This is a genomic window from Yinghuangia soli, assembly GCF_021502675.1.
GTDB lineage: Bacteria > Actinomycetota > Actinomycetes > Streptomycetales > Streptomycetaceae > Yinghuangia > Yinghuangia soli.
Map to the genome: position 1 here is coordinate 1 of NZ_JAKFHA010000005.1, position 12,563 is coordinate 12,563.

Sequence of the window (12,563 nt, forward strand, 5' to 3'; positions counted from 1 at the left end):
GGTGTTCGAGGACCTCTACGCCCGGCACGCCGACTCGGCCGCCCGGCCGGCGTCCGCGACCCCGCCCGGACCCGCGGCGCTCATGGCCGCGCTGGCCGCGGCCGGCGGACCGGCCGCCGCCGTCCTGGACCCGTCCTGCGGCCCCGGCGACCTGCTGCTCGCCGCGCAGCGCGCCGGATGCGGCACCGCCGCCCTCGCCGGCCAGGACGCCGACCCTGGCCTGGCCCGGCTCGCCGCGGTACGCCTGGCCTTCGCGGCCCGGGCCGGCGCCCGCGCCGGGGACGCCGCCGACCCGCTGGTCGCCGAAGGCGACGCCCTGAGGCACGACGCCTGGCCGCGCCTGCAGGCCGACGCCGTGCTCTGCAACCCGCCCTTCAACGACCGCAACTGGGGCCACGAAGACCTCGCCTACGACCCCCGCTGGGAATACGGCCTGCCGCCCAAGACCGAAGGCGAACTCGCCTGGGTGCAGCACGCCCTGGCCCACGTCCGCCCGGGCGGAGCCGTGGCCATGCTCATGCCCCCGGCGGTCGCGGCCCGCGGCTCCGGCCGCCGGATCCGCGCCGAACTCCTGCGCAGCGGCGCCCTCCGCGCCGTGATCGGCCTGCCGGCCGGCGCCGCCCCGCCGGCCGGCATCGCACTGCAGATCTGGCTGCTGGCCCGCCCCGGATCCGGAACCGCCGCATCCGCCCACGTCCTGTTCGTGGACACCGCAGGCGCGCCCGGCCCCGCCGACCCGGGCCGCCGCGACATCGACTGGGACGCGGTCACCGCCCTCGCCGTCGAATCCTGGCAGGCGTTCCGCGCCGACCCCGCGTCCTGCCCGCAACTGCCCGGCGTACGGCGCTCGGTGCCGGTCATCGACCTCCTCGACGACAGTGTCGACCTGACCCCCGCGCACAACCTGCCGCTGCCCGCCGGCGCGGACAGCGCGGCCCTGGTCGCCGACACCCGCGGCCACCTCGTCGACGCGATCGCCGACCTGCCCGGCCTCATCCCGGCCACCGACCCCGCCGACCCCGGCCGCGCCACGTGGCGCATGGTCGCCATCGCCGACCTGGCCCGCGGCGGCGCCGTCTCGCTGCACCGCGGCCCGGTACGCCCCGGCCGCACCGACCCCGAGGCCGGCGGCAGCAGCGAGGAGCGCGTCCTCACCGCCGCGGACGTCACCTCCGGGAGCGCCCCCTCGGGCGCCTGGCCGGCCGCCGACGACAGCACCGCCCAGGCCACCCGCGTCCAGGCCGGGGACGTCGTGGTCCCGGCCGTCTTCGCCGCCGACGGCACCTCGGTCCGGGTCGCCGACGACGCGGACGCCGGCGCCCTCCTGGGCGCCAACCTGCACCTGCTGCGCCCCGACCCCCAGGTCCTCGACCCGTGGTTCCTGGCCGGCTTCCTGTCCGCCCCCGCCAACACCCGCCAGGCCACCTACGGATCGAGCATCGTGCGGCTCGACGTCCGCCGCTTCGAAGTCCCGCTGCTGCCCGTGGACGCCCAGCGCCGCTACGCCGAGGCGTTCCGCGCGCTGTACGCCTACAACACCGCGCTGCGCCGCGTCGCCCGGCAGGGCGCCCTCCTCGCCGCCGGCCTCCTCGACGGCCTGACCTCCGGTGTCCTGGAACCCAAAGAGTCCGCACAACGCCCCTGACCGCGCGGTGAGATCGAGCAAGATGGCACGCTCGATCACCCTGGGTGACCAGCGCCGAACCGGCCCGGCCCGAGTGGTCGGGCCGGTGCCGACCCCGTAGCGTGGGCGGGAGTCGGACCGTCACCAAGCGGTCCGCGCAGGTGGTAACGGCTCCGAGGGGTACCTGGAGGCCCCGCCGGGCATCACCAGGGTGTGACGGATCGTCACGTGATGTGGCTCACGGTTTATTCCGCGAGACGGGAGCCGGTTGCAGCGCGGCATCGTGCGCCTGCTATTCGTACTGGTGCACACATGTCACGAAAGCCGGGGCCGACCGGACACGATCCGGACGGGTGTCGGAGCCTGAGCCGAGAAGTAGGGGACCCAGCCATGAGCGAGGACTCGGTAGTACTGCGCTATCAGGGAAATGAGCACACGTACCCGGTGGTCGACGGGACCATCGGCGACAACGCCATCGACATCGCGAAGCTGCGCGCGGAGACCGGACTGGTCACGTACGACGGCGGCTTCGTGAACACGGCCGCCTGCAAATCCGCGATCACCTTCATCGACGGCGAAGAAGGCATTCTGCGGTACCGCGGCTACCCCATCGAGCAGTTGGCCGAGCAGGGCAGCTTCCTGGAGACTTCGTACCTGCTGATCTACGGCGAGCTGCCCACGCCGGCGCAGCTGGACGATTTCCGCGAGGAGATCACGAAGCACACGCTGCTGCACGAGGACGTCAAGCGCTTCTACGACGGATTCCCGCGCGACGCGCACCCGATGGCCATGTTGTCGTCGGTGGTCAGCGCGCTGTCCACGTTCTACCAGGACAGCCACGACCCGTTCGACGAGCGCCAGGTCCACATTTCGACGATACGGCTGCTGGCCAAGCTGCCGACCATCGCGGCCTACGCGTACAAGAAGTCGGTCGGCCAGGCGCTGCTGTACCCGGACAACTCGCTGGACTACGTGCAGAACTTCCTGCGCCTGGCGTTCGCGGTGCCGTCCGAGGAGTACAAGGCCGACCCGGTCGTCGTCTCCGCACTCGACAAGCTGCTGATCCTGCACGCGGACCACGAGCAGAACTGCTCGACCTCCACGGTGCGCATGGTCGGCTCCAGCCACGCCAACCTGTTCGCGTCGGTCTCGGCCGGCATCAGCGCGCTGTGGGGCCCCCTGCACGGCGGTGCGAACCAGTCGGTGCTGGAGATGCTGGACGGCATCAAGGCGGACGGCGGCAACGTCGACGCGTTCGTCAACAAGGTGAAGAACAAGGAAGACGGCGTGCGCCTGATGGGCTTCGGGCACCGCGTCTACAAGAACCACGACCCGCGCGCCACGATCATCAAGAAGGCCGCGGACGACGTGCTCAGCCGCCTGGGCAAGCGCGACGAGCTCCTCGACATCGCGCTGCGCCTCGAGGAAGTCGCGCTGTCCGACGACTACTTCGTGTCCCGCAAGCTGTACCCGAACGTGGACTTCTACACCGGCCTCATCTACCGGGCGATGGGCTTCCCGACCTCGATGTTCACGGTGCTGTTCGCGCTCGGCCGGCTGCCCGGCTGGATCGCGCACTGGCGCGAGATGATCGCCGACCCGTCCTCGAAGATCGGGCGCCCGCGCCAGGTCTACACGGGCACCCCGATCCGCGACTACGTGCCGATCGGCGCCCGCTGACGGCCCGCAGGGCCGGCGCCTGACACCTGCACGACCTGCAACGCCGGAACGGCCGTCCGACAGCGTCGGACGGCCGTTCCGGCGTTCTGGCGTTCGTGTGCCCAGGGGCTCCGGCGTACCTGCGTTCAGGCGGTGCCGGTGTTCACGGCGTTCACGGCGTTCACGGCGTTTCCGGGCAGGCGGAGAGGCCGACCGGGCCCCCCGTCGCCCGGCCGGCCTCCCCTCATGCGCGGTGGCGGCCCCTGCACGCCACCGCGCAGCCCTTGCACGACTTGCCGCACTGCCGCGGTGCTACTTCTGGCGCGGCTCCAGCGAAGTCGCCACCAGCACCGACGACGGGCCGATGGGGGAGCCCACGGAGTACGGGTTGTCCTTGTCCGGCCAGCCCACGAAGTTCTTCGTCGTGTACTCGTCCCACGAGACGAAGTTGAACAGCGGGATGACGGGGACCTGCTCGGCCATGATCGTCTGCAGGCCTTCCAGTGCCTGCTTCTGCAGTGCGGCGTCGGTGGTCCCCGCGTACTGCATCAGCAGCTTGTCGGTCTCCGCGTCCTTCCAGCGCACCACGTTGACGAACGCGGGCTCGCCCACCGGCTTGGTGAGGTAGCCGGCCAGCGTGCGCTGGTAGACGTCGAACGGGGTGAACGCGCCCGCCAGCGGTCCGAACGTCGAGCCGTCGAAGTTGCCGACGAACAGATTGGCGATCCACTCCGCGGTCGCCTTGGGCTCGACCTTGACCTCGATGCCGATCTTCTTCAGCTGCTCGGTCATCACCTGGTACATCGTCAGGATGTCGGTGAAGCCGGAGGACGTGGACAGCGTCAGGGTCAGGCGCTTGCCGTCCGGCCCGTTCGCGTAGCCGTCGCCGCCGATCGTGTAACCGGCCTTCTGCATCAGCGCCTTGGCCTGGTTGACGTCCTGCTTGATCTCCACGCCCTTGTACTTGTCCGCGAGGAACGGCTCATGCTGCGGCATGACCAGGCCGGTCGGCGTCTTGTTGGCGGGCTGCTGGTTCTGCTCCGCGAGCCGCACGAGCTCGTCGCGGTCCAGGGCCAGGCTGATGGCCTTGCGCACGTCGGCGTTCTGCCACTGCGGCTTGGTCAGGTTCAGCGACAGGAACGTCGGGACGATCGCCGGGAACCAGTACTTGTTGTGCTCGGGGTCCTTGCCGACGTAGTCCGACTCGATGTTGTTGACGAAGTTGCCGGTCCAGTCCAACTGGCCCTGCGAGAGCGCGAGGTTGGCGCTCACGTTGGAGTTGAACGTGACGTACCGCAGACCGTCGATCTTCGGCTTGCCGACCTGCCAGTAGTTCGGGTTCTTCTTGAGGAAGTAGCCCTGCGCGGACCACGTCTCCAGCATGAACGGGCCGGTGCCCACCGGGTTCTCGTCGTTGAACGTGCCCGGGTCCGCGACCGAGCCCCACTTGTGCTTGGGCACGATGTAGGTGATCCCGATGAACGGCAGCTGCGTGAAGCTCGGCATCGGGAACGAGATGACGACCTTGTCGGGGCCCTCGGCCTTCGCCTCGGTGAGCACGATGCCGTTCGCGTTCAGTGCCGGGTTCTTCACCAGCATGTTGAGCGTGAACGCGACGTCCTCGGCGCTGAACGGCTGCCCGTCGGTCCACTTGACGCCGCTCTGCAGGTTCAGCGTCAGCTGCTTGCCGTCCGCGGAGAACTCCCACGTCTTGGCCAGCCACGGGGTGTACGAGCCGACCTTGAGCGTGTTGGGGATGAACAGCGGCTCGTGGATCATCGACGAGCCGCCCACCAGGTTCACCGGGCTGGTGGTCAGGTACGGGTTGAAGTTGCGGATCAGCGGCCCGGTGGGCGCGCCGGTCACCCGCAGGATGCTCTCGCCGCCCGAGGTGCTGCTCTCGTCGCTGCACGCCGCCGTGGTGGCGGTCAGCGCCAGGACCGCGAGGCCCACACCGGCCCGCAGCACCGCCTTGGAGCGGCGTATCCGGCGCAGCAGCCCGGGCGCACCCGTGCCCTGCCGGGCCTGCCGTACCCGCCCGTCCTGCCGCGCCTGCCGCGGGTCCGCGCCTGTCTCACCGCGCGAGCCTGGTCTGCTGAATCCGAGCACGAGCTCTCACCGCCGTCCGGTCGTCATCGGGTGCTGGTCCTGCGCTTCTTGCTCTTGCGCCTGCTCTTGTTGCTCCTCCGGGGCGTGCAGCCAGCACGCGGCCCAGTGCTCCTCGCCGGCCCCGCCGCCGACCGAGAACTTCGGGGGTGCCTTCTCCTCGCACACCGGCATGGCCAGCGGGCAGCGGGGGTGGAACCGGCAGCCGGACGGCGGGTCCGACAGGTCGGGCGCCTCGCCGAGCCGCTCGGCGCGGCCGCCGTCCAGCACGCCGCGCCGGTCCGGGTCCGGGGCCGAGTCGATGAGCAGGCGCGTGTACGGGTGCGCCGGCTCCTGGGTGACCGCCTCCGCCGGGCCGCCCTCGACCAACCGGCCCGCGTACATCACCTGCACGCTGTCCGCGAAGTAGCGGGCCGAGGCGATGTCGTGGGTGATGTAGAGCAGCGCCAGGCCGTCGTCGTGGCCGAGCCGCTGCAGCAGGTTGAGCACGCCGAGCCGGATCGACACGTCGAGCATCGACACCGGCTCGTCGGCCAGCAGCACCTCGGGGCGTACCGCGAGGGCCCGGGCGATCGAGACGCGCTGCCGCTGCCCGCCGGACAGCTCGTGCGGCCGCTTGCGCGCGAACTGCTCGGCCGGGGTCAAGCTGACACGTTCCAGCAGGGCCAGTACCTCGGCATGCACCTCCGCCTTGGAGCGCGGCGGGCCGTGCAGCTTGAGCGGCCGGGCGATGTGGTGCTCGACGGTGTGGATCGGGTTCAGCGACGCGAACGGGTCCTGGAAGATCATCTGGACTTGGCCCAGGTACTTCCGGAACGCCTGCCCGCGCGGCTTGCCCACCGGCTCGCCGTCCAGCCGCAACTCGCCCGAGGTGGGCGGTTCGAGGCGGGCCAGCACGCGCGCGATCGTCGACTTGCCCGAGCCGGACTCGCCGACCACCGCGGTGATCCGGCCGCGGAACAGCGCGAGGGAGACGTCGTCGACCGCGTGCACGACCCCGCGCCGGCCGACGTGCCGGACCGGGTAGTGCCGGGAGACGTCGCGGGCTTCCAGAACCGGGTCATCAGGTCGCATCGGAGCCTCCGTCCGGGTCGTCGAGGTGGCACGCGACCAGCCGCTCGGGGGCGGCCGGCGGCACCCGCAGCAGCGGGATGTCGCGGCGGCACCGGTCGAACGCATGGCCGCAGCGCGGCGAGAACGCGCAGCCCGGCGGCAGCGACCGCAGGTCGGGCGGCGAGCCGCCGATCCCGGTCAGCTCCCGGCGCGGTCCGCGCAGCGGCGGGAAGGACCCCACCAGGCCGCGGGTGTACGGGTGTTCGGGCTCGTGGTAGACCGCCTGCGCGGGCGCCGACTCCACCAGCCGCCCGGCGTACATGATCGCCACCCGGTCGGCGACCTCCAGGAGCAGCGAGAGGTCGTGCGTGATGAACAGCACCGCGAAGCCGAACTCCTCGCGCAGCCGCACCAGCTCGGCCAGCACCTCGCGCTGCACCACCACGTCGAGCGCGGTGGTCGGCTCGTCCAGGACCAGGACGTCCGGGTCGAGGGCGAGCGCCATCGCGATCATCACGCGCTGCCGCATGCCGCCGGACAGCTCGTGCGGATACGCCTTCATCCGGGCCGCCGGCACGCCCACGGTGGTGAGCAAGTGCGCGGCGCGCTCCCGGCATTGCTCGCGCGTGATGCCGGGCCGGTGGGCGCGCAGCGTGTCGGCGATCTGCGCCGCCACGTTGTGCACCGGGTTGAGCGCGTTCATCGCGCTCTGGAAGACGATCGCGATCTCTTCCCACCGGAACGCCCGCAGCTCGGCCGGGTTCATGGCCAGCACGTCGACCGGCGGCGGCACCGGACCGCCGTCCTTGGCGCGCCGGTGGTAGAGCACCTGGCCGCCGGTGATGCGCCCGGGCGGGCGCAGCAGCCGGGTCACCGCGTGCGCCAGCGTGGACTTGCCGGAACCGGATTCGCCGGCCAGGCCCAGGGTCTCGGCGCGGTGCAGCGTGATGTCGACGTTGTCGACCGCGTGCACGGCACCTGCCCCCTCGCCGTAGTCGACGGTCAACCCCTTGATCTCCAAGAGGGGTTCGCGTCCCGGACCGGGGTCCCGGGCGGGCGGTACGGCCGCATCGGCCGTGGTGTCCGTCGCGGTCACGGCGTCGCCTCCTTTCCGGCGGCCCCCGCGGCTGCGGCCTGGCGCCGCTGAGCGCGGCGCGCCTTGCGGTTCCGCTTGGCGACCGGTGCCAGCCGGGGGTTCATGAGTTCGTCGGCGCCGAAGTTGATCAGCGACAGGCTGGCGCCGACCAGCGCGATGCACAGCCCGGGCGGCACGTACCACCACCACGCGCCGGTGGTGAAGGCGCTGGAGTTCTGCGCCCAGTACAGGGTCGTGCCCCAGCTCCACGTGGTCATCGAGCCCAGGCCCAGGAACGACAGGCTGGCCTCGGTGAGGATCGCGAAGATGAACGTGAACAGGAACCCGGAGATGATGATCGCGCCGAGGTTCGGGACCAGTTCGACGGTCACGATCCGCCAGGGCCGCTCGCCGACCGCGCGGGCCGCCTTGATGTAGTCGCGGTTGCGCAGCGAGAGCGTCTGGGCGCGCTGCAGCCGGGCGCCGAAGGCCCAGCCGGTGACGCTGATGACCACGGCGATGGGGAACCAGCCGCCGCCTTCCAGATATCCGGTCAGCACGATGGTCAGCGGCAGGGCCGGGATGACCAGGAAGATATTCGTCAGCATCGACAGGATGTCGTCGGTCCAGCCGCCGACGTACCCCGCGGTGACCCCGATGAGCACCGCGAGCGCGGTGGCCAGCGTGGCCGCGACCACGCCGACCAGCATCGACGTCCGGGCCCCGGTGAGCACCTGGGACAGGACGTCCTGGCCGGATTGCGTGGTGCCCAGCAGGTGGGCGCCGGACGGGGATTGCAGGACGGGTCCGCCGGTCTGCGACGGGTCGTCCGGGGCGATCCACGGGCCGATCACGGCGAGCAGGATGAAGATGCCGAAGATGACCACGCCGGTGAGCGCTTTGCCGGACCGCAGCAGCGGGATCCCGCGGCGGGCCTTGGCGGGCGCCGGGGCGGTCTCGGCGGTGACGATGGTGGCCGTTGCCGCCATGGGTCAGGCCTCCTGTCGGATGCGCGGGTCGAGGACCACGTAGCAGAGGTCCACGACGAAGTTGGCGAACAGCACCATGAGCGTGATGATCAGGAAGATGCCCTGCATCAGCGGGTAGTCGTTGTTGAGCACCGCGTTGTAGAGCAGGAACCCGATGCCGGGGTACGAGAAGACCGTCTCGGTGACGATCGACCCGCTCACGATGAAGCCGAGCGACATCGCGAATCCGGAGATGTTCGGCAGCAGTGCGTTGCGGGCCGCGTAGCCGAGCATGACGCGGCGGGTGCGCAGGCCCTTGGCCTCGGCGACCAGCACGTAGTCCTCGGAGATCGTGGTCAGCATCATGTTGCGCATGCCGAGCAGCCAGCCGGCGATCGAGCTCACGATGATCGTGAGGGCCGGCAGCACCGAGTGGCTGAGCGCGCTGGAGATGAACTCCCCGCTCCAGCCCACCTCGAGCTCGGGCCGGTAGCCGCCGGTGAGCGGGAACAGGCCGAGTTCGACGCCGAAGACGCTGAGTGCGACCAGCGCGATCCAGAAGTACGGCACCGCGGAGAGGAACGTGGTCAGCGGCAGGAGGGCATCCAGCCGCGAACCGCGCTTCCACGCCGCGAGCACGCCGAGCAGGGTGCCGAGGACGAAGCTGATCGCGGTCGCGACCCCGATCAGGACGACGGTCCACCAGACGCCCTGGCCGATCACTTCCGAGACCTCGCCGGGGAAGTACGAGACGGACAGCCCGAGATCACCCGAGAGCAAGTCCTTCCAGTACGTGCCGTACTGGGACAGGATGCCGGCATCGCTCACGCCCAACTGGGCCTTCACGGCGTCGATTTGCTCTTGCGAGACCTGCCCCTGGAAACGGGACAGGACGGTGTTCTCCGGACTCCCCGGCATGAGCCGGGGAATGAGGAAATTCATGGTGATCGCCGCCCACGCGGTAACTGCGTAGAAGGCGATACGACGGAACAGGAAGCGCACCTGGGTCACCACCGACCTTGGGTTCACGGGCCTGCCGGAGTCCGGTGCCGCAGACTGTACGACGGTTACTTAGCGATAGGTAGGTTTGTGATGCGACCGTGACACGTCGATCTTCAGGCAGCACGAAGCCCCGGCGAACTCTCGTTCGCCGGGGCTCAGTTGACCTGCGCTTTTAGGTGTTTCCCGAGGTAACTACGGTGAATAACCGGTCAGTTGCTGCGGCCGGTTTGTGGCGCGCCACCGGTTGCCGCGTCCATCACGTAGAGGTGCCGGTCGGTGCTCCCGACGAACACCAGGCCGTCCGCCACGATCGGCGAGGTGACCCGGCCGCCGGTGGTGAACTTCCAGCGCGGCTCGCCGGACGTGCCGACCGCGATGACCGAGTGGTCGCTGCTGCCCGCGTACACCGTGTTGCCCGCGACGACCGGCGAGGTGACCCAGCCGTCCGTCTTGAAGCGCCAGGCCAGTTGGGTGGAGTTCACGTCCACCGCGTACAGGCCGCCGTCGCCGCTGCCGAAGAACGACATGCCGGCCGCCGCGGCGGGCTGCGCCACCGGGCCCTGCGCCGCGTACCAGCCGCGCAGCGTGCCCGACCGGGCGTCCAGCAGGTACAGGTAGTGGTCGGTGCTGCCGACGTGCACCACGCCGCCCGAGACGGTCGGCGCGGACACCCAGCCGCCGGTGGGGTAGCGCCAGCGCGCCCAGCCGGTCGCCGCGTCCACCGCGTACACGCAGCGGTCGCTGCTGCCGAAGTAGACGGTGCCGTCCACCACGGTCGGGGTGGTCGCCCAACCCTGCGTCGGGAAGCGCCAGTTGCACCGGCCGGTCGCCGCGTCCACGGCGTACACCTGGTTGTCGCTGCTGCCGAAGAAGACGGTGCCGTTGGCGACCACCGGAGCGGCCACCACCTCGCCGTTCGTCGGGAAGCTCCACCGCCACGCGCGGCTGCTCAGCTCCAGCGCGTACAGGTGATTGTCCTGGCTGCTCAGGTACATCATGTCGCCCTCGACCGCGGGCGGGTGCGACCAGCCGCTGCTGTCGAAGCGCCACTCCCGGGTGCCCAGGTGCAGCGTGTGCAGGCCGTTGTCCTTGCTGTGCACGTGCACGCGCGAGGTCCGCGAACCGCCCGCGCGCACCGGCGGCGAGACGATCTCCGCGGTCGCCGCGAACCGCCACGGCTGCGTGCTCGCGGCCTCCAGCGGACCCGTCGGGGTACGCGGCGTCGGCGGGTGCTGGCGCGGGACGTCGTCCTGGCCCGCGACATAGGTCGGCGCGGCGGGCGGGGGCGGGCCCTTGCGGAACGCCAGCTCGGTCGGCAGCGCGCCGACCGGTGCGGCCTGTGCTGAACCGCCTTGGCCCTGGGGGGTGTTGGGCGCGCCGTGCGGCGGCGCGTACGGCTGCGGCGCGGGCTGCTGCGCGAACGCCTGGGCGCCGCCCTGCCCGTACGGCGGGTTGCCGCCCGGGCCCTGCTGCGGGCCGCCGGGCTGCGAACCGGGACGCTGCGGGTACGGCTGCGAACCGCCCTGCGGCCGCGCGGGCTGGCCGGCCACCGGCGGCGGACCGTACGGCGACGGGCTGCCGGCCGGCGGGCCGCTCGGGCGCGGGGGAGCGGACTGGCCGTGCTGCGCGCCGGCACCCCCCTGGCCGCCGGGACCGCCGAGGCCGCCGGCACCGTGCTGCGCGGCGGCGGGCTGCGGTTGCCCCTGCGGGCCGTGCTGACCCTGCTGTCCGTGCTGACCGGGTTGCCCCTGCGGTCCGACCGGGCCGGGGCCGCCCGCATCCGGGCCCGGACGGCCCGGAGCGTCCGCTCCGCCGCCCGCGCCGGGGCGGTTCGCGGCCGGCTGCTCCTCGCGGACCTGCGCGGGCAGCTTGCCCCAGTCGTCGTCGCTGAGCCGGCCGACGTCGTCGTCCGTCTCGTCGGGGGCCTGCTGCGGCTCGGGGACCGGCGGCGTGCGCTGCCCGGCCGGGCGGTACTGCCGCTCGAACCGGTCGACCATCGCGGCCGCCGCCTCGGGCAGCCGGCTGTCGCCGGTGTATCCGGTCTCGGCGTCCAGCAGCGGTGCCACCGAGGTCAGCAGTGCGGTCGGCGACGGCCGGTGCTCGGGCGAGCGCTGCATGCACGAGTTGATGAGGTCGTGCAGTTCGTCCGGCAGACCGGTCAGGTCCGCCGAGCCGGTCACGAGGCGCAGCAGCGCCTCGGCAGGCTTGCGGTCCGGGTACGGCGAGTGCGCGGTCGCGGCGTACACGAGCGTCGCGCCCAGCGAGAACATGTCGCTGGCCGGCGTGATGTCCCGGACGCCCTGGGCCTGCTCGGGCGACATGTAGGCGGGCGTGCCGACCGCGACACCGGTCATGGTCAGCGAACCGAAGTCCGCGGCCCGCGAGATGCCGAAGTCGATGACCTTGGGGCCGTCGCTGGCCACCAGAACGTTGGAGGGCTTCAGGTCGCGGTGCACGAGCCCTGCGGCGTGCACCGACTCGAGGGCCTCGGCGATGCCCGCGGCGAGCCAGCGGATCGCGCTCGGCGGCAGCGGGCCGCACGAACGCACCAGGGTCTCCAGCGAGGGGGCCGGCACATATGCGGTGGCCAGCCACGGCACCGCGGCGTCCGGGTCGGCGTTCACCACCGCGGCGGTGAACACGCCGCTCACCCGGCGTGCGGCAGCGACTTCCTGCGCGAAGCGCGCCCGGAAGCCGGGGTCGCCGCCCAACTCGGAGCGGATCGTCTTGATCGCGACAAGGCGCCCGAACGGCGAACGTCCGAGGTAGATCCGGCCCATGCCGCCCGCCCCCAGGCGGCCGAGAACCGTGTACGGCCCGATGCGGGTCGGGTCCCCCTTGGCAAGGGGCTCACCCGGCCACTCGTGTTCGGTCACAATCCCCCCGAATTCTCCCCCACCACCGCCCATCATCCCCGCCGGTTCCTCGCTGCGACAGACTTTGCACCGACCCGGTGGACCGGCGGACGCGCAGCGACCGGGGGCGCGGATCACCGCGTCCGGAATACCCCTGCTGCCTGAGGCAGAGTACTCGCCCGCAGACACGGCTGCCCACGGTGTGCCCCCCTCCGCGGCAG

8 protein-coding genes are annotated in these 12,563 nt (G+C 71.7%); 2 read left to right on the plus strand and 6 right to left on the minus strand.

Going from position 1 to position 12,563, the window contains the following annotated elements; all coding sequences use genetic code 11:
- Positions 1-1,645: N-6 DNA methylase (locus tag LZ495_RS11235; RefSeq protein ID WP_235051963.1), on the plus strand; the 1,645-nt coding region annotated here is incomplete at its 5' end.
- A gap of 369 nt (positions 1,646-2,014) precedes the next feature.
- The gene (locus tag LZ495_RS11240) at positions 2,015-3,304 is read left to right on the plus strand and encodes a citrate synthase (protein ID WP_235051964.1); all 1,290 of its coding nucleotides are present in this window, start codon (positions 2,015-2,017) and stop codon (positions 3,302-3,304) included.
- Between the two features lie 291 nt (positions 3,305-3,595).
- Here LZ495_RS11240 and LZ495_RS11245 read toward each other — a convergent pair whose 3' ends face one another.
- The 6 genes from LZ495_RS11245 to LZ495_RS11270 all read right to left on the minus strand — a co-directional run bounded on the left by LZ495_RS11245 (position 3,596) and on the right by LZ495_RS11270 (position 12,363).
- On the minus strand, positions 3,596-5,392 hold the full coding sequence (locus tag LZ495_RS11245; protein WP_235051965.1) for an ABC transporter substrate-binding protein: 1,797 nt from the start codon (positions 5,390-5,392) through the stop codon (positions 3,596-3,598).
- A gap of 6 nt (positions 5,393-5,398) precedes the next feature.
- The gene (locus LZ495_RS11250; RefSeq protein ID WP_235051966.1) at positions 5,399-6,463 is read right to left on the minus strand and encodes an ABC transporter ATP-binding protein; all 1,065 of its coding nucleotides are present in this window, start codon (positions 6,461-6,463) and stop codon (positions 5,399-5,401) included.
- Positions 6,453-7,463, minus strand: coding sequence for an ABC transporter ATP-binding protein (locus LZ495_RS11255; RefSeq protein WP_235052299.1), 1,011 nt, complete (start codon positions 7,461-7,463; stop codon positions 6,453-6,455). The genes LZ495_RS11250 and LZ495_RS11255 overlap by 11 nt, the downstream gene beginning before the upstream one ends.
- A 71-nt stretch (positions 7,464-7,534) precedes the next feature.
- Entirely contained in the window at positions 7,535-8,506 is a 972-nt protein-coding gene (locus LZ495_RS11260) for an ABC transporter permease (protein ID WP_235051967.1), read from the minus strand.
- 3 nt (positions 8,507-8,509) lie between these two features.
- Positions 8,510-9,487 carry an ABC transporter permease gene (locus LZ495_RS11265; RefSeq protein WP_235052300.1) on the minus strand — a complete coding sequence of 326 codons (978 nt, stop codon included), beginning with the start codon at positions 9,485-9,487 and terminating at the stop codon, positions 8,510-8,512.
- 209 nt (positions 9,488-9,696) lie between these two features.
- Entirely contained in the window at positions 9,697-12,363 is a 2,667-nt protein-coding gene (locus LZ495_RS11270; RefSeq protein WP_235051968.1) for a serine/threonine-protein kinase, read from the minus strand.
- Between the last annotated feature and the right edge of the window lie 200 nt (positions 12,364-12,563).

Excerpts from the sequence above, each read along its gene's own strand:
- LZ495_RS11260 (WP_235051967.1), bottom strand. The coding sequence starts at position 8,506 with ATGGCGGCAACGGCCACCATCGTCACCGCCGAGACCGCCCCGGCGCCC.
- LZ495_RS11240 (WP_235051964.1), top strand. The coding sequence starts at position 2,015 with ATGAGCGAGGACTCGGTAGTACTGCGCTATCAGGGAAATGAGCACACG.
- LZ495_RS11250 (WP_235051966.1), bottom strand. The coding sequence starts at position 6,463 with ATGCGACCTGATGACCCGGTTCTGGAAGCCCGCGACGTCTCCCGGCAC.